The sequence below is a fragment of the Streptomyces sp. NPDC051133 genome, assembly GCF_040682635.1.
In the GTDB taxonomy this organism is placed as follows: Bacteria; Actinomycetota; Actinomycetes; order Streptomycetales; family Streptomycetaceae; genus Streptomyces.
Window position 1 is genome coordinate 53172 of the sequence record NZ_JBFBBK010000007.1, and the last position, 16881, is coordinate 70052.

At 71.0% G+C, this 16881-nt stretch carries 16 protein-coding genes and 1 tRNA gene; 7 read left to right on the top strand and 10 right to left on the bottom strand.

What is annotated here, in order from left to right; translation table 11 throughout:
* The first annotated feature begins 39 nt into the window (after positions 1 to 39).
* Together AB0N17_RS10180 and AB0N17_RS10185 are read left to right on the top strand one after the other, a co-directional pair.
* Complete coding sequence (locus AB0N17_RS10180) at positions 40 to 1260, top strand: acetyl-CoA C-acetyltransferase (RefSeq protein ID WP_366010729.1); 1221 nt, start codon at positions 40 to 42, stop codon at positions 1258 to 1260.
* 283 nt (positions 1261 to 1543) lie between these two features.
* Positions 1544 to 2326: a hypothetical protein gene (locus AB0N17_RS10185; RefSeq protein WP_366010730.1), complete on the top strand. Its 783-nt coding sequence runs from the start codon at positions 1544 to 1546 to the stop codon at positions 2324 to 2326.
* Between the two features lie 94 nt (positions 2327 to 2420).
* On the opposite strand, the gene AB0N17_RS10190 is transcribed toward AB0N17_RS10185, so the two are convergent.
* Complete coding sequence (locus tag AB0N17_RS10190; protein WP_366010731.1) at positions 2421 to 2732, bottom strand: hypothetical protein; 312 nt, start codon at positions 2730 to 2732, stop codon at positions 2421 to 2423.
* 99 nt (positions 2733 to 2831) lie between these two features.
* Between AB0N17_RS10190 and AB0N17_RS10195 the strand changes: the two genes are divergently transcribed.
* Positions 2832 to 3062, top strand: a complete 231-nt coding sequence (locus AB0N17_RS10195; RefSeq protein WP_351247781.1) for a DUF4287 domain-containing protein — start codon at positions 2832 to 2834, stop codon at positions 3060 to 3062.
* Between the two features lie 57 nt (positions 3063 to 3119).
* Here AB0N17_RS10195 and AB0N17_RS10200 read toward each other — a convergent pair whose 3' ends face one another.
* The 6 genes from AB0N17_RS10200 to AB0N17_RS10225 all read right to left on the bottom strand — a co-directional run bounded on the left by AB0N17_RS10200 (position 3120) and on the right by AB0N17_RS10225 (position 8711).
* On the bottom strand, positions 3120 to 3977 hold the full coding sequence (locus AB0N17_RS10200; protein WP_366010732.1) for a Bax inhibitor-1/YccA family protein: 858 nt from the start codon (positions 3975 to 3977) through the stop codon (positions 3120 to 3122).
* Positions 3978 to 4103: 126 nt separating this feature from the next.
* Positions 4104 to 5276 (bottom strand): 4-hydroxybenzoate 3-monooxygenase, encoded by a 1173-nt coding sequence (locus AB0N17_RS10205; RefSeq protein ID WP_366010734.1) that lies wholly within the window; start codon positions 5274 to 5276, stop codon positions 4104 to 4106.
* A 184-nt stretch (positions 5277 to 5460) separates the two neighbouring features.
* The gene (locus AB0N17_RS10210) at positions 5461 to 6135 is read right to left on the bottom strand and encodes a hypothetical protein (protein ID WP_366010735.1); all 675 of its coding nucleotides are present in this window, start codon (positions 6133 to 6135) and stop codon (positions 5461 to 5463) included.
* Between the two features lie 59 nt (positions 6136 to 6194).
* On the bottom strand, positions 6195 to 8117 hold the full coding sequence (locus tag AB0N17_RS10215; protein ID WP_366010736.1) for a hypothetical protein: 1923 nt from the start codon (positions 8115 to 8117) through the stop codon (positions 6195 to 6197).
* Between the two features lie 115 nt (positions 8118 to 8232).
* A complete protein-coding gene (locus AB0N17_RS10220; protein ID WP_366010737.1) occupies positions 8233 to 8451 on the bottom strand; it encodes a hypothetical protein in 219 nt (72 codons plus the stop codon).
* A gap of 44 nt (positions 8452 to 8495) precedes the next feature.
* Positions 8496 to 8711: a hypothetical protein gene (locus tag AB0N17_RS10225; RefSeq protein ID WP_366010738.1), complete on the bottom strand. Its 216-nt coding sequence runs from the start codon at positions 8709 to 8711 to the stop codon at positions 8496 to 8498.
* Positions 8712 to 8942: 231 nt separating this feature from the next.
* On the opposite strand from AB0N17_RS10225, the gene AB0N17_RS10230 reads away from it, so the two are divergent.
* Together AB0N17_RS10230 and AB0N17_RS10235 are read left to right on the top strand one after the other, a co-directional pair.
* Positions 8943 to 9350 carry a helix-turn-helix transcriptional regulator gene (locus tag AB0N17_RS10230; protein WP_366010739.1) on the top strand — a complete coding sequence of 136 codons (408 nt, stop codon included), beginning with the start codon at positions 8943 to 8945 and terminating at the stop codon, positions 9348 to 9350.
* Between the two features lie 131 nt (positions 9351 to 9481).
* Positions 9482 to 9742 (top strand): hypothetical protein, encoded by a 261-nt coding sequence (locus AB0N17_RS10235; protein WP_366010740.1) that lies wholly within the window; start codon positions 9482 to 9484, stop codon positions 9740 to 9742.
* A gap of 33 nt (positions 9743 to 9775) precedes the next feature.
* Here the strand turns inward: AB0N17_RS10235 and AB0N17_RS10240 are convergent.
* A tRNA-Leu gene (locus AB0N17_RS10240) sits at positions 9776 to 9862 on the bottom strand.
* 401 nt (positions 9863 to 10263) lie between these two features.
* Between AB0N17_RS10240 and AB0N17_RS10245 the strand changes: the two genes are divergently transcribed.
* Both AB0N17_RS10245 and AB0N17_RS10250 read left to right on the top strand, forming a co-directional pair.
* Entirely contained in the window at positions 10264 to 11034 is a 771-nt protein-coding gene (locus AB0N17_RS10245) for an ABC transporter ATP-binding protein (RefSeq protein ID WP_366010741.1), read from the top strand.
* Positions 11034 to 13562 (top strand): FtsX-like permease family protein, encoded by a 2529-nt coding sequence (locus AB0N17_RS10250; RefSeq protein WP_366010742.1) that lies wholly within the window; start codon positions 11034 to 11036, stop codon positions 13560 to 13562. The genes AB0N17_RS10245 and AB0N17_RS10250 overlap by 1 nt, the downstream gene beginning before the upstream one ends.
* Before the next feature lie 56 nt (positions 13563 to 13618).
* Here the strand turns inward: AB0N17_RS10250 and AB0N17_RS10255 are convergent, their stop codons facing one another.
* Entirely contained in the window at positions 13619 to 14911 is a 1293-nt protein-coding gene (locus AB0N17_RS10255) for a cyclopropane-fatty-acyl-phospholipid synthase family protein (protein ID WP_366010743.1), read from the bottom strand.
* 207 nt (positions 14912 to 15118) lie between these two features.
* Positions 15119 to 16498: an NAD(P)/FAD-dependent oxidoreductase gene (locus tag AB0N17_RS10260; protein WP_191873624.1), complete on the bottom strand. Its 1380-nt coding sequence runs from the start codon at positions 16496 to 16498 to the stop codon at positions 15119 to 15121.
* Positions 16499 to 16881: the final 383 nt, after the last annotated feature.

Below are 16881 nucleotides of genomic sequence, written 5' to 3' on the forward strand. Positions count from 1 at the left end.
ACGAGGCGCTGCGCGCCGCCCCTTTCGAATGGAGCCGTGATGCCCGAAGCCGTCATCGTCTCAACCGCCCGCTCCCCCATCGGCCGCGCTTTCAAGGGCTCCCTGAAGGACCTGCGCCCGGACGACCTGACCGCCACGATCATCCAGGCGGCGCTCGCCAAGGTCCCGGAGCTCGACCCGCGGGACATCGACGACCTGATGCTCGGCTGCGGCCTGCCCGGCGGCGAGCAGGGCAACAACCTCGGCCGCATCGTCGCCGTGCAGATGGGCATGGACCACCTGCCGGGCTGCACCGTCACCCGGTACTGCTCCTCGTCCCTGCAGACCAGCCGCATGGCCCTGCACGCCATCAAGGCCGGCGAGGGCGACGTCTTCATCTCGGCCGGTGTCGAGATGGTCTCCCGGTTCGTCAAGGGCAACTCCGACAGCCTGCCCGACACGCACAACCCGTTCTTCGCCGAGGCCGAGGCCCGCACCGCCGCCGTCGCGGAGCAGGAGGGCACCACCTGGCACGACCCGCGCGAGGACGGCCTCGTCCCCGACGCCTACATCGCGATGGGCCAGACCGCCGAGAACCTGGCCCGCGTCAAGGGCGTCACCCGCCAGGACATGGACGAGTTCGGCGTCCGCTCGCAGAACCTCGCCGAGGAAGCCATCAAGAACGGCTTCTGGGAGCGCGAGATCACCCCCGTCACGCTTCCCGACGGCACGGTGGTCGGCAAGGACGACGGCCCGCGCGCCGGCGTCACCGTGGAGGGCGTCTCCGGCCTGAAGCCGGTCTTCCGCCCCGACGGGCTCGTCACCGCCGGCAACTGCTGCCCGCTCAACGACGGCGCCGCCGCGGTCGTCATCATGTCCGACACCAAGGCCCGCGAGCTGGGTCTGACCCCGCTGGCCCGCATCGTCTCCACCGGTGTCTCCGGCCTCTCCCCCGAGATCATGGGCCTGGGCCCGGTCGAGGCCAGCAAGCAGGCCCTGCGGCGGGCCGGCCTCACCGTCGGCGACATCGACCTGGTCGAGATCAACGAGGCCTTCGCCGCCCAGGTGATCCCCTCCTACCGGGACCTCGGCATCGACCTCGACAAGGTGAACGTCAACGGCGGCGCCATCGCCGTGGGCCACCCCTTCGGCATGACCGGCGCCCGCATCACCGGCACGCTCATCAACTCCCTGCAGTGGCACGACAAGCAGTTCGGCCTGGAGACGATGTGCGTCGGCGGCGGCCAGGGCATGGCGATGGTCATCGAGCGCCTCAGCTGACACACCGTCCGTAGCGAGTCGGACACCTTACGTCAGGAAGTGGCCCAGAACCGAGGAAACTCCAAGGTTCTGGGCCTTTCTGTGATCCAATCTCCCCCATGATGTGACCTATATCGCCCCCTGGACGCATCGGTGCAGGTCAAACCAGGTCAGCGCACCGGGCGACGAAACCACCGGCCCAAAGTCATGTCCGTTTCGTGACGTTACGCACTGACAGCTGGTTAGTCCGCCCTTCAAGCTGATGTAGGAAGTCGGGGGTCGACTTTGAACCGGGAGTACGTCAGTGAGCGCCATGCCGATCGCCTTGCTGCTCACCACGGCCGCCACGGGCGCCGTGGGCGTCGCCGTCCTGCGCACCGTCCTGAAGCTGCGCCGTCAGCTCTCGGAGCTGCAGCGGCAGCTCACGGAGGACCAGGCCGCCGCGACCCGCGCCCTGCTGCCGCACGCCCGCAGCCACGCCGACGCCGACCAGATACGCGCGGCCGTGGCCGAGGCGCTCGCCGAGGAGCGGGAGCGCGAGCTGGCCGAGGCGCGCGCCTTCTGGGCCGCCCAGGAGGCCCGTGACGCGTCGGACGCGCCCTCCCTGCTCGGGCTGACCGAGGCCGACCTCTTCCTGCCCCGGCAGACGGACTTCGCGGGCCTGGAGCCGGTGTCCGAGCCGACCGCCGAGCCCGAGGAGTTCCCCGGGGACTCCCCGGAGCTGGCCGCGGCCCGCCGCCGTCACCCCTCGCACCCGGACTTCGTCCCGGTGCAGTCGCCCGCGGTGAACGACCACGAGCGCACGGTCACCACGCTGGAGGAGCTGGCCGCCGAGCAGGTCGAACTCGCCGACGTGCGCCCGGGTCCGCTCGGCACCCTCGACGTCTACGTCTTCGCCGACGGCACCACCCTGTGCATGACCCCGGGCCACCGCGACACCGCCGAGCGCCTGGCGGCGGCCGTGGCGGCGGGCGAGACCCCGTACCTCCTCGGCGGCTCCGGCATCTCCGGCGCCTACACCCTCACCTTCGCCTGCGGCGAGGAGACGGTCTACATCCTGGCGGACCGGGTCATCGCGTCCCTCTGAGCCGTCGCGCCCCGCCGGGTCGTCGCGTCCCGCCGGGTCGTCGCGTCCCGCCGGGTCGTCGCCGTGCCCGAGCGCCGTCGCGTCGCGCCGGCGCTCACACACCCGCCCGCTGCCGCGCCTCCTCCACCACCCGTACCGCCTCGGCGACCTCGTCCTCACTCGTCAGCACCACGGCCAAGTCGTGTGCGGCCACGAGGATCTGATCGGCCGCCGCGAACATCCCCGCGTCCGGCATCTGGTGCGGCTCCCCGGCCGGATCCTCGATCCGCTGGGCCCGCAGGGCCAACTCCCTGGCCAGCGCCAGGGCCTCGGCCGCGGCGCCCCGCTGGAGGCGACTTTGCGGCGCCGCCCGCAGCCGGTCGGCGAAGTGATCCACTGCTTTGGTCAAGGGCGTCGTATCAACCACGCGCCGAGCGTAACGCGCCGCACTGTTGCCAATACGCGAACGCTCAGGCACGGTGACGTGAAGGACCGGCTTACATCCCCTTTGCGTTCGGAGGCGCCGATGTCCCAGCTCTTCTCCGAGGAGACCCACCGCAATCTGCTCGCCCGCATCCCCCACTGCACCGGCCGGGAAGTCTCCGACTGGCTGCGCGCCGTCGAAGAAGGCCCGGCACTGTTCCGCTTCGAGGAGAAGGTCAGCTGGCTCCGGCACGAATACGACCTCGCGTACGGCCACGCGAAGGCGATCGTCCACGAGTACGACCTGAGGAGGGCGGCCCGCAAGCTGCTCTAGACGTGCGAAGGCCCCGGGCGGTACAGCCCGGGGCCTCATCCACGACCGGCGTGTGCGCTAGTCGTTGTTGGTGAAGATCGCCACCAGCCGCAGCATCTCCAGGTAGATCCACACCAGCGTCACGGTCAGGCCGAACGCGGCCAGCCAGGACTCGTTGCGCGGGGCGCCGTAGGCGATGCCGTCCTCGATCTGCTTGAAGTCGAGGGTCAGGAAGAACGCGCCGAGCACGATCGCGATGATGCCGACCAGCGCGCCGAGCGGGCCGAAGCTGCGCAGCCCGCCGTTCTCGGCGACGCCGAACACCACCAGCAGCAGGTTAACCGCCATGACGACCAGGAACGCCATGGCGATGGCCATGCCGATGCGGGCGTAGCGGGCGGTGACGCGGATCCAGCCGGCCTTGTAGACGAGCAGGGTCGCGCCCGAGACCGCCATGGTGCCGAGCACCGCCTGGAACGGGGCGCCGCTCCAACGGCTGTTGTACATCTCGCTGATGACGCCGAGGAAGACGCCCTCGAACGCGGCGTACCCGAGGATCAGCGCGGGCACCGGGGTGCGCTTGAAGCTCTGGACCATCGCCAGCACGAACGCGATCAGCGCGGAACCGATGGCCAGGCCGTAGCTCGTCGCCGAGACCGGCAGCAGCGCCCAGGCGAGGACGGCGCCGACGGCGACCGTGCCGAGCGTGAGGGCCGAGCGGACGACGACGTCGTCCATCGTCATCCGGTCGGTGGTGGCCGGGGCCTGCGGCGGGGCGCCGTACTGGACGTCCTGCTGGGCGTAAGGGTTCTGCGCGTACGGGTTCTGCGCGTAGGGGTTGCCTGCGTACCCGGCCTGCGGTGCGGTGTTGAAACCGGCGTAGCCGTTGTCGCGGCTGAACCCCCGTCGCGAGAAGACCGGGTTGCTGCTCCTCATTTCACTCCTCCATGGCCACCCTGCGTGGCCTTGGCTCAAGAGTAATGGATTGGCAAAAGACCGTCCGTAATACCTCGGGAGGATCTTTCCCTTACGGATCTTCCCTTCGCCGTGCTGCGCCACACGCTACAGAGGAAACCCCGTGTACGCCTCGGCGAGGTCGGTCTCGGCCGCGCGGGAGGAGGCGATGCGTTCCAGCCGGGCCTGCTGGAGGCGGGCGTCGAAGGCGGTGGCGTCCGGGGCGGGGTGCAGCAGGGTCGTCATGTCGTAGGAGAACCGCTCGGCCTGCCAGACGCGGCGCAGGCAGGTCGCGGAGTAGGCGTCGAGGAGGTCCGGGGAGCCGGTCTCCCTCTCGTGGGCGAGGGCGCGGGCGAGGGTGACGACGTCGCCCACGGCGAGGTTCAGCCCCTTGGCGCCCGTCGGCGGCACGATGTGGGCGGCGTCCCCGGCGAGCAGGAGGCGGCCGTGGCGCATCGGCTCGTGCACGAAGGAACGCATGGGGGTGACCGACTTCTGGGTGATCGGGCCCCGCTCCAGCCGCCGGTCGTCGTCGGTCGCGCAGCGGCGTTCCAGCTCGTCCCAGATCTCCTCGTCGCTCCACCGCCCGGCGTCCGTCCCGGCGGGGACCTGGAGGTAGAGGCGGGAGACGGACGGGGACCTCATGGACAGCAGGGCGAAGCCTCGTTCGTGGCGGGCGTAGACGAGTTCGTCGTGCGAGGGCGGGACGTCGGCCAGGACGCCGAGCCAGGCGTAGGGGTACGACCGCTCGAAGACCCGGGAGGTCCCGGCCGGGAAGGCCCGGCGGGCCACGCCCCAGAAGCCGTCGCAGCCGACGACGTGGTCGCACTCCAGGACGTCCTCGCGGCCCTGGTGCCGGAACGGGATCCGCGGCCGGTCGCCGTCCGCGCCCTCGACGGCGAGCGCCTCCGCCTCGAACAGCAGCGGGCCGCCCTCCTTCAGCCGGAGCGCGATGAGGTCCTTGCAGACCTCCGTCTGGGCGTACACCATCACCGACCGGCCGCCGGTCAGGGCCGGGAAGTCGACGCGGTGGCGGCGCCCGTCGAAGCGCAGCTCGATGCCGTCGTGGCGCAGCCCCTCCCGGTCCATCCGCTCCCCGGCCCCGGCGGCGCGCAGCACGTCGGCCGTGCCCTGCTCCAGGATTCCGGCGCGCTGCCGCTGTTCGACGTAGGCGCGGTCGCGGCTCTCCAGGACGACCGAGTCGATACCGGCGCGGTGCAGCAGCCGTGCGAGCAGCAGCCCGGCCGACCCCGCTCCGATGATCCCGACGGTGGTGCGCATCGACTCCGTCCCTCCACAGCGGACCTGCTGTTCGCCTGGTGAAATTTCCTTCACTTCTGCCCGGGCGTTGAGTCTCCGCCGGGGGGCATGCGATGTCAATGGGTGAGTCAGGGGTGGGCCGCCCGCCGGGTCCGCGGGAGGCGCTCGCGGACCCGGCGGGCGGCCGGGCGGGACGGCGGTGGGGTCAGTGGCCCGGCCAGCCGTCCAGGTGCCGGTGGAGGGTGACGGTGGGCTGGGCCTTGGCCTTCGGGGCGTGGGCCACGGCGTCGCGCAGGACCGCGGTGACCTCGCCCGCCAGGCCGTCGGCCCGGGTCCTCAGTTCGGCCGCGGGCAGCTTGGAGCGGGTGAGCGCGTCCAGCCGACGGTGGATGTCGTCGAGCCGGTGCCGGGTGGCCGCGTCGAGGCCGAACGGGGTGGGTGTGGAGACCACGAACTGGTAGGCGCCCGCCAGGGTCTGGCAGCCGGTGCACTCCTTGTTGGCCGCGTCGCTGTAGTTGGCGGCGTTGAGGTGCGTGTGCTCCCCGGCGACGGTGACGATCTGGAAGGACAGCGCGACCGACCGGCAGTGGTCGTCGGCCGAGCAGCCGGCGGAGACGGCGTTGGCCTGGTTGCGCACCCCGGTCGCGTCGACCGTGCCGAACTGGCGGACGGTGAACGAGTCCTTCGCCTCGGTGTGGTGGGCCCGGTCGGCATGGCTGAAGACGTGGTCGGAGACGACGGCCGCGTGCCGCACGCCGGTGGCCGCCTGGGCCGGCACGGCGGTCGCGACACCGGCGACTCCGGCGGCGAACAGGCCCAGGCGCAGGGCGCGCCGGGTGATGAGGGTACTGCTGGAGCGTGCCTTTCGATGGCTGCTCATGGACTCTCCTGTGAGTCGTGAGGGCTCCCCGAGCGGGAGCGGACGGGGCGGACGGGAGGTCAGGGCGACGCGGGCGGCGGGTCGGCGGGTGCCGCTGACGAGGGGTCCGCGGAAGGTGAGGCCGGTGCGCTCTCCGACGGGGTCGGGGAGGACGGCGGATCGGAGACCGGACTGGAGGGCGGCGGGCCCGGAGCCTCGGTGGTCCCGCCGGAGGAGGACTCCGGCCGGTGGGTCGTGGTCCCGGTGGGCTCGCCCGGTGCGCCGGCGGAAGCCGAGGCCGCCGGAGCGGACGCCGACGCGGTCAGGTCCACCTCGGCCGACGGGCCGTCACCCGGCGCCGTCGCGGAGGCCCCGGGCAGCGCCGACGGCGACGCGGAGGCGCCGCCGCCGGTGCCCCGCACCCCGTTGCCGCCGTCGGCCGGGGTCGACGTGCCCCCGGCCGCGGGCGGGGTGGTCGGCACCCCGGGCTGCAGGATCGGCGCGATCGGGGGCTTCTTCGGCAGGGGTTTCGGGGTCACCCCGGACACCCAGGCGTAGGAGAGCCCGGTCAGTCCGGCGAGGGCGAGCACGCACAGCGCCAGCCGCAGCCGGGGCCGGCCGGCCGTGGCGCGTTTCGCGGCCCGGAAGAGCCGGCCGCCGATCTTCACGGACAGGTAGACGACACCGGCCATCGGGCACAGCAGCATGACGCTGCCGATCACTCCGACGAGCCCGGCGACGATCTGCCCGTGGGCGAACGCCGCACCGGTGCCGAGGAGTTGCTCGGTCAGCGAGCGGACCATCGTGGTGAGGATCCGGGGCAGGTTCCACAGCGCGTAGCCCATCTCGCCGACGATCAGCGGCACCATCGTCAGCACCCAGGTCGCCACGATGGTGCGCGCGGACTTCTTCAGCCCGGCGACCTCCACGCGCGCCGCCCGGCCCTTGGCGCCCGGGACGAGGGCGAGCAGGATCGGCCTGATCTTGCCGTAGAGGTCGGGGACTCCGGCGAGGTCGCCGAGGATGTAGTAGCCGTCCAGGCGGACGGCCGGCATCAGCTGTTCCAGGATCTCGAAGTGCCCGAGGTAGACCGCGGCCAGGAAGAACTGCGCCCCGGTGGCGAAGTAGGCCCCGGCCATGGCCAGCATGAAGACGACGTTGAAGTACACCCCGCCGAGGTCGGTGCGCAGCCGCCCGGCGCGGGAGATCCGGTAGACGTCGGTGACGTCGGTGTACATCGACGGCCAGATGAGGAACAGCCCGCAGCCGATGCAGCCGGGGCGGCCGCCGCCGTACCGGCAGGCGGAGGCGTGGCCGAACTCGTGGAAGACGAGGGAGGCCACGGTGAGGCCGAAGACGATCAGGATCAGCACCGGCTGGTCCAGGACCTCCAGCACCGGTTCGATCGCCCCGAAGAAGCCGAACAGCCACACGTCCATGGCGACGGCCGCGAGCAGCACGGCGACGACCACGGCCGGCCGGTGCAGCCAGGCCAGCGCCCGCGCGATCCGCGCCGTGCGCCGCTCGTCGAAGATCACCCGGTGGCCCTTGAGGGCGAGGAGCAGGTCGGAGCGCGGGGCGTCGACCTCGCCGTCCTCCTGGCCCTCGGGCAGGCACACACCGAGCGGTTCGAGCTTGTTCTCCACCAGGTAGCGGACGTTCTCGCCGCTGACCTCGCGGCCGAAGCGGGCGCTGACCCGGTGGGCGATCGTGTCGGCGTCGCGCACACCGTCGACGGACGACGCCACCAGGTACAGCAGCCGGGACAGCTGGACGACCTGCCCGTCCCCCCGACGGGCGATGTACTTCGGCTCGGTGAAGCCCGAGCCCTGGTACTCGCCGTGCAGCCGCAGCCCGGCGCTGAGCCGCGGGACGGGGCCCGCCGGCATTCCGACGATCGGCAGGGTGCCGGTCGTCACCTGCTCGTACGTCACCGGCCAGCCCCCGGGGCCGGGCACCGGACCGGTGTCGTAGAGCGCGGGCCCGTCTCCGAGCACCGTCATATGTGGTCTCCCCCCACGGTGGGCACCGCTTTCCCCCCGGAAACCGGCCGGGGGGCGGACCGCCCCGCACGCCCATGTGCGATCCGCCCCCACAGCCGTCGTCGCGGCGGTGCCGTTACTGCTTGACGGTGATCGTCTGCTGGGCCGACGACTGGGCGTCCGACCACGCGGAGTGGTCGTTCAGGGCGGCCGACTCGTTGTGGGCGTCGATGTTCGCGACGTGCTTGGTGACGTTGACCGTCTTGCCGAAGCTGAACTTCAGCCGGCCGAGGGCCTCGCGGCCCGGCAGCAGCTCCGCCGACTCGCCGTCCAGCTCACGCATGTCCATGCTCATGATGGGGGTCCTTCCAGGTGGTTTCGGTTGGTGGGGCGCGAGCGTTACTGCGTGACGCTGATGGTCTGGCCGGCGCCGGAGTCGGCCACGGACCACGAGGAGTGGTCGTTCAGGGCGGCGGACTCGTTGTGGGCGCTGATGTTCGCGACGTGCTTGGTGACGTTGACCGTCTTGCCGAAGCTGAACTTCAGCCGGCCGAGGGCCTCGCGGCCCGGCAGCAGCTCCGCGGACTCGGCGTCGAGCTCGTGGGCGTTCAACATGTCGATTCCCCCTCGGGAAACAGGCGGTTCCGGTCGGAGAGAGTCAGGTTCCCCCCGGACTCTGTCCAACTTGGTCGGACGAGCTGTCCAACGAGATTGGACAGTAGGCCCTCGCGGCACCGCTGCGCAACCCGTTCGGGGAATCACCCTTTCGGCCGCCCGCCTACCCGCCCGTAGAATCGGCGCCGACAGGGACGGTCCGGTCGAACGGCGAGCAGGAAGTGGACTTCGGTGGCCAACGCACTGCAGCAGTTGATCCGTGAGCGCCTCGACGGCAAGGGCTGGTCCTACGGCGACGTGGCGCGCCGCGGCGGCGTGCCCCGCTCCACCGTCCACCACCTGGCCACCACCGACCGGGTCGTCCGCATGCCCCAGGCGGCCACGCTGGAGGGCCTGGCGAAGGGCCTGGAGCTGCCGCTCGACAGCGTGCGCCGGGCCGCGGCCGAGGCCTGCGGCATCCACGTGTACGGCACCCCGTCCGGCCGGGACACCGACGAGACGGCCGCCCGGACCGCCGACCCCGAGGTGGACCTGCTCATCGCGAGCGTGCAGCAGCTGTCGGCCGCGGACCGCCGGCACGTCGCCGCCCTGGTGGAGTCCCTGCTGGGACGCTCCGCGCCGCCGGCCCCGGAGAAGTGACCGCAAACCGCCCGCTCTCCGTCGCATCGGAAAAATATCCGACTGCACCCGAATGAGGCGAGATCCCCCGCTAGTCTCTCGTCCTGCCCGAGGAGCGACAGCCGCACGACCCCGGGCTCTTTGGGGGGAACGTGTTGTTCGTGCATGGCGGGCCGGCCACCGCGGTGGTCCGGGGTCCCGCCGGTGAATCGGTCGTCCTGCTCTCCGGCGAGCTGCCCGAGGTGCTCACCGAGGGCGCGGTGACCGATCTGCTGAACCTGGCCGCCGCGATCCTGGACACGGAGGAGCTGGAGCTGTTCCACACCTGTCTGCGCGCCCTGCGCGCGGGGGGCCTGCGGGCGGGCCGGCGCATCCAGGTGGAGGGTGCCGTGATGACGGTGTACGAGGGGTGAGAAGGCCGGCGCAGCCCGGCGTCGAGAGGGAGGTGGTGCCCGGAGCCGGACTTGAACCGGCACGCCCGCGAAGGGGCAGCGAGGTTTAAGCTCGCCGTGTCTGCATTCCACCATCCGGGCAGGCCATGGGCTCCGCTTCGAGGGTCCGAGCCTATCGGGACGCATCCCCCGAACAGCGGAACGGCGGACCGATGTTGTCTTATTTTATTGACGTCTGAGGGTGCATCAGCCCACGGAACAGGCCATCCGCACTTGCCAATAGCGTGGCGTGACGTGAGTACGCGCGTACGTGGAATGACGGAATTTCACCTACCGAACGAGGGCGCTCCACCTGTTCTCGACAACTTCTCGACCACGCGGGTCTCAGGGTCGGCCGTCCTCCCCAGGTATGACACCGCGCGCTCCCGTCCGACCCGAGTCGCCCTCCGGAACCGGAACAGCGACTGACTCCACGGCCGTCGGGCGCCGGGACGATGGAACGGTCCCCATGCAACACGTCGTCCTGACAGGAGCACCGTCCCGTGACCACCACACCCACCGCCGGCCGGACCACCGCCGTGGCCGCACGCGCCACGGAGCTGTCGAAGATCTACGGGCAGGGTGAGACCCGGGTGGTCGCCCTGGACCGGGTCTCCGTCGACTTCCGGCAGGCCGAGTTCACCGCGATCATGGGTCCGTCCGGCTCCGGCAAGTCCACGCTGATGCACTGCGTGGCCGGCCTCGACACCTTCTCCTCCGGGTCCGTCAGGATCGGCGACACCGAACTGGGCTCCCTGAAGGACAAGCAGCTCACCAAGCTCCGCCGCGACAAGATCGGCTTCATCTTCCAGGCGTTCAACCTGCTGCCGACGCTGACCGCGCTGGAGAACATCACCCTGCCGATGGACATCGCGGGCCGGAAGGCCGACAAGGCGTGGCTGGACCAGGTCATCCAGATGGTCGGCCTGTCCGGGCGGCTCAGCCACCGGCCCTCGCAGCTCTCCGGCGGCCAGCAGCAGCGCGTGGCCGTCGCCCGTGCCCTCGCCTCCAAGCCCGACATCATCTTCGGTGACGAGCCGACCGGAAACCTCGACTCGCGCTCCGGCGCCGAGGTGCTCGGCTTCCTGCGCAACTCCGTGCGCGAACTGGGCCAGACGGTGGTCATGGTGACGCACGACCCGGTGGCGGCCGCGTACGCCGACCGTGTGGTCTTCCTGGCCGACGGGCGGATCGTCGACGAGATCCACGCCCCCACGGCCGACGCCGTCCTCGACCTGATGAAGCAGTTCGACGCGAAGGGCCGTACCAGCTGATGTTCCGCACCGCCCTGCGCAACGTCCTCGCGCACAAGGCCCGGCTGATGATGACCGTCCTCGCCGTCATGCTCGGCGTGGCCTTCGTCTCCGGGACGCTCGTCTTCACCAACACCATCTCCGACGCCTACCAGAAGAGCTCCGCCAAGGGCTTCGACCGCGTCGACGTCGCCGTACGGCCCGAGTACCAGGACTCCGAGGGGGACAAGGTCGGCCGGACCGCCGACCTGACCAAGGCCATGCTCGACCGGGCCGGCCATGTCCCGGGCGCCGCCTCCGCCACCGGTGTCGTCGGCGGCTTCACCGCCGTCGCCGACCAGGACGGCAAGCTGGTCGGCGGCGACTGGCAGTCCGCCGGCGGCAACTACTGGGGCGCCGAGGACGCCCGGTACCCGCTGGTGAGCGGGCACGCCCCGCACGGCAGGGGCGAGGTGCTGCTGGACTCCAAGACCGCGAAGCGGGCCGGCTACCGGGTCGGCGACACCGTGCGGCTGTCCGTGAACGGCCCGGTCCTCACCCCGACCCTCGCCGGCATCTTCACCACCGACGACGGCAACGTGTCCGCGGGCGGCAGCCTCGCGCTCTTCGACACGCCCACCGCGCAGGCGCTGTTCGGCAAGAAGGGCACGTACGACGAGATCGACGTGAAGGCCGCGGCCGGAACCAGCCAGGCCGCGCTGAAGTCCGCGCTGGACAAGGCCCTGCCCGCCCACCTGGTGGAGACCACCACCGGCAAGAAGCTCGCCGACGACCAGGCCAAGCAGATCGCCGACTCGATGAGCGGCCTGAAGCAGGCCCTGCTGGTGTTCGCCGGTATCGCGCTGTTCGTCGGCACGTTCATCATCGCCAACACCTTCACCATGCTGGTCGCCCAGCGCACCCGGGAACTGGCCCTGCTGCGCGCCGTCGGCGCCTCCCGCCGCCAGGTCACCCGCTCGGTGCTCGTCGAGGCGTTCGCGGTCGGCGCGGTCGCCGGTGTGACGGGGCTCGCCGCCGGCATCGGCATCGGCGCGGGCCTGCGCTCCCTGCTGGGCTCCTTCGGCGCGAGCGTGCCCGACGGGCCGCTGGTGATCAGCCCCGGCACCGTGGCGTCCGCCCTCGCGGTCGGCATCCTCATCACCATGCTCGCCGCCTGGCTGCCCGGCCGCCGGGCCGCGAAGATCCCGCCGGTGGCGGCGATGAGCAGCGTGCACGCCAAGTCCACCACCAAGTCGCTGGTGCTGCGCAACACGTTCGGCGCGCTGTTCTCGGCGGCCGGTGTCGCGACGGTCCTCGCCGCCACCTCGATGGACGCCGACGCGGCGCAGGGCCCCATGGGTCTGGGTGCCGTCCTGCTGATCATCGGCGTGTTCATCCTGACCCCGCTGCTGTCCCGGCCGCTGATCGCGGCCGCCGCCCCGGTGCTGCGCGCCTTCGGCGTCTCGGGCAAGCTGGCCCGCCAGAACTCGGTGCGCAACCCGCGCCGTACGGCGGCCACCGCGTCCGCGCTGATGATCGGTCTGACCCTGATCACCGGCATGACGGTGATGGCGGGCAGCCTGCAGACGGCGATCGACAAGATGGCGTCCTCGGCGATCCGCGCGGACTACGTCGTCTCGATGGCCGACCGCGGCCCGCTCTCCCCCGACGTGGCGCGGAAGGTCGCCGCCGCCGAGGGCGTCACCGCGAGCAGCCCGCTGCGCAACGGCGAGTCCCGGATCAACGGCGGGACCGAGTTCCTGACCGGCGTCGACGGCTCGTCCATCGGGAAGCTGACGGACCTCAAGGTGGACGACGGCGCCTTCCGGGTCGGCGGCAGCCGGGTCGTCGTCGACAAGGACCGGGCGAAGGAGTACGGCTGGACGCCCGGCTCGCACTTCACCGCGCACTTCGAGGACGGCAAGGCGCAGCGGCTGACCGTCGCCGGGATCTACGAGGGCAACGACATGATCAACGGGATCATGCTCGACAACAAGGTCCTCACCCCGCACCTGAAGGACCCGGCCGACATGCAGGTCATGGTCAAGACGGCGGACGGCGCCTCCGAGAAGGCCAAGGACGGGCTGACCAAGGCCCTCGGCCGCAACCCGGCGATCAAGATCCAGGACAAGCAGGACATCTCCAACGACATCGCGAAGATGTTCACGACGATGCTGAACATGCTCTACGGCCTGCTCGGCATGGCGGTGATCGTCGCGGTCCTCGGGGTCATCAACACCCTGGCCATGTCGGTCTTCGAGCGCTCCCAGGAGATCGGCATGCTCCGCGCGATCGGCCTGGACCGCAAGGCGGTCAAGCGGATGGTGCGTCTGGAGTCCCTGGTGATCTCCCTGTTCGGCGGGGTGCTCGGCATCGGCCTGGGGGTGTTCTTCGGCTGGGCGGCCGGCCAGCTGCTGGGCACGAAGATGCCGACGTACGAACTGGTCCTGCCCTGGGGCCGGATGGCGGTCTTCCTGCTGCTGGCGGGCACGGTCGGCGTCCTGGCCGCCCTGTGGCCCGCCCGGCGCGCGGCCCGGCTGAACATGCTGGCGGCGATCAAGGCCGAGTAGCCGTCACGACGCACGAGGGCCCCGTTCCGTCGCCGGAGCGGGGCCCTCGCGGTGTGTCAGGCGGTCCAGGCGCGGGTCCGCAGCGGGAGCCCGGAGGCGCCCGGGCCGGGGGTGCGGATCGCGAGGACCTGGTTGACGCCGATCCGGTTGCGTTCGAAGGCGAGCGCGCAGGCGGCCATGTACAGCTGCCAGACGCGGGCGCGGCCGGGGCTGGTCAGGCGGACCGCGCGGTCCCAGTCGGCCTCCAGGTTGGCGACCCACCGGCGCAGGGTGCGGGCGTAGTGCTCGCGGATGGCCTCCACGTCCCGCACCTCGAACCCGGCGCGCTCCAGCTGGGTGACGGTGGTGCCGACCGGGGCGAGTTCGCCGTCCGGGAAGACGTAGGCGTCGATGAACGCGTCCACGCTGTACGCCGTCTCGTCCCGCTGCGGGCGGCGGGCGATCTGGTGGTTGAGCAGTCGCCCGCCGGGCTTCAGCAGGTCGTACAGCTGGCGGGCGTACTCCAGGTAGCGTTCGGCGCCGACGTGTTCGGCCATGCCGATGGAGGAGATCGCGTCGTAGGGGCCGTCCATGACGTCCCGGTAGTCCTGGACCCTGATCTCCACCCGGTCGGTCAGCCCCTCGTCGGCGACGCGCTTACGGGCGTACACGGCCTGCTCCTGGGAGAGCGTGACCCCGACGACGCTCACGCCGTGCTCACGGGCGGCGTGGATGGCCATGGAGCCCCAGCCGCAGCCGACGTCCAGCAGCCGCTGACCGGCGGTCAGGCCGAGCTTGGCGCTGATCAGTTCGAGCTTGTCGCGCTGGGCGGTCTCCAGGGTCCCGCCGTCCTCCCAGTAGGCGCACGAGTACACCATGGACGGGCCGAGGACGATCTCGTAGAAGTCGTTGCCGACGTCGTAGTGGTGGCTGATGGCCCGCTTGTCGCTGCGCCGGGTGTGCAGACGCCGGCGGGGTCTGCGGACCTCCTCACGCGGTGGGGCGGGCGGGAACGGTGGTCCGGCGAGCTTCAGCAGGTCCCGGGCGGCGGCCCGGACGGCGGGATCGCGCACGGCCTCCCTCAGGCCGCGGGCGTCCTCGCCGCGCTCCCACACCAGGGACGCCATCACGTCGAGGGTGGTGTACAGGTCCCCTTCGACGCCCAGGTCGCCGGCGACCCACGCGCGGGCCAGGCCCAACTCCCCCGGTTTGAACAGCATGCGGCGCAGGGCGCGGCGGTTGCGTACGACGAGTGCCGGAGCGTCCGGCGGCCCGTCCTGCGACCCGTCCCAGGCTCGCACCCGTAGCGGGAGCGGGGCTCCCAGCAACTGTTCGGCAAGACTCCTCAGCCGCGACGCGGCGTCGGCCATGGCGCACACCTCCAAGACGACGATCCCGGATGCCGGTTACCACGTAAACACCGTGCGGGGTCGCGCGCAGTCCCGCAAAGGAGTTACAACTGGGCAAAACAGTTGTACACACCATGTAGATGACGGCCGGAGGCGGGCCGGAAACGCCGAAGGACCTCCCGCACCACGGATGGCGGGAGGTCCCTCGGGTCAGTCGGTGACCGGAGGTCAGGAGGCCTTGGCCTTCTCCTCGGTCTTGGCGGCGGCGACCGGCGCCGGCTTGGCGGCCTCGTAGAACTCCTCGCGGGGGTTCTCCATGGCGCCCAGGGAGACGACCTCGCGCTTGAGGAACATGCCGAGGGTCCAGTCGGCGAAGACGCGGATCTTGCGGTTGAAGGTCGGCATCGCCATGCCGTGGTAGCCACGGTGCATGTACCAGGCGAGGCGGCCCTTGAGCTTGATCTTCATCTTGCCCATGACGATCATCGCCACGCCCTTGTGCAGGCCGAGACCGGCCACCGCACCCTTGTTGGCGTGCTCGTACTCCTTCTGCGGGAAGCCCCGCATGCCGGAGACCACGTTGTCGCCGAGGACCTTGGCCTGGCGCAGCGCGTGCTGGGCGTTCGGCGGGCACCAGGCGTTCTCGTTGCCCGCCTTGCGGCCGACGAGGTCCGGGACCTGTGCGTTGTCACCGGCGGCCCAGATGTAGTCCGTGCCCTTGACCTGGAGCGTGGGCTCGCAGTCGACGTGGCCGCGGGGGCCGAGCGGCAGACCGAAGCGGGACAGGGCCGGGTTCGGCTTGACGCCGGCGGTCCACACAATGGTGTTGGAGTCGACCTCGAGGCCGTTCTTCAGCACGACGTGGCCGTCGACGCAGGAGTCCATGGAGGTGGAGAGGTAGATCTCCACACCGCGGCCCTCGAGGTGCTCCTTGCCGTACTGGCCGAGCTTGGGACCCACCTCGGGGAGGATCTTGTCGGCGGCGTCGACCAGGACGAAGCGCATGTCCTCGCGGGACACGTTCTTGTAGTACTTGGCCGCGTCGCGGGCCATGTCCTCGACCTCGCCGATGGTCTCCGCACCCGCGAAGCCACCGCCGATGAAGACGAAGGTGAGGGCCTTGCGGCGGATCTCCTCGTCGTTGGTCGAGTCGGCCTTGTCCAGCTGCTCGAGGACGTGGTTGCGCAGGCCGATGGACTCCTCGATGCCCTTCATGCCGATGCCCTGCTCGGCGAGGCCGGGGATCGGGAAGGTGCGGGAGACCGCGCCCATCGCGATGACCAGGTAGTCGAAGGGCAGCTCGTACGCCTCGCCCACCAGGGGGGCGATCGTGGCGACCTTGCGGTCCTGGTCGATGGTGGTGACCCGGCCGGTGAGCACCTCCGCCTTCGGCAGCACGCGTCGCAGCGGGACGACGACGTGGCGAGGGGAGATGTTGCCGGCGGCGGCTTCGGGCAGGAAGGGCTGGTAGGTCATGTACGACCGGGGGTCGACGACCGTGACGGTCGCCTCGCCGTAGCGCATCTTCTTGAGAATGCGCCGAGCTGCGTACAGGCCTACGTACCCACCGCCTACTACGAGGATCCTGGGACGCTCCGTGGTGCTCATGCCATCGAGTATCCACCCGCCCAGCGGGGGTCGCTCGTGCGCCCCTTCACAAGGTCTGACAGGCCCTGTGCTACACTCCGCGGCCCGCGTGACGCAGGTCATGCGACGCGGTGGAACCGGGAAGCGGTTCGCCCCGTTGTCAATGCCGCGTGAGCTGCCTCTCCGGGTGACCGGGGCGTCCGTGAGGACTCCGGAACGGACCCGGAACGCCCCGCACCGAGGCACCCGCACGCACCCTATCTGAACATGTTCAAACGGCTCTTGGGGCCCCGAAAGGCCCAACCGGCCCCTTGCGGACACCCTGCGGGGGCCAATTCCTTGTGAAGAACTTCACGAACTTTTCCGCCAGGGTGTCGACGAGGGGCCCCGGGAGGCCCCTCGGA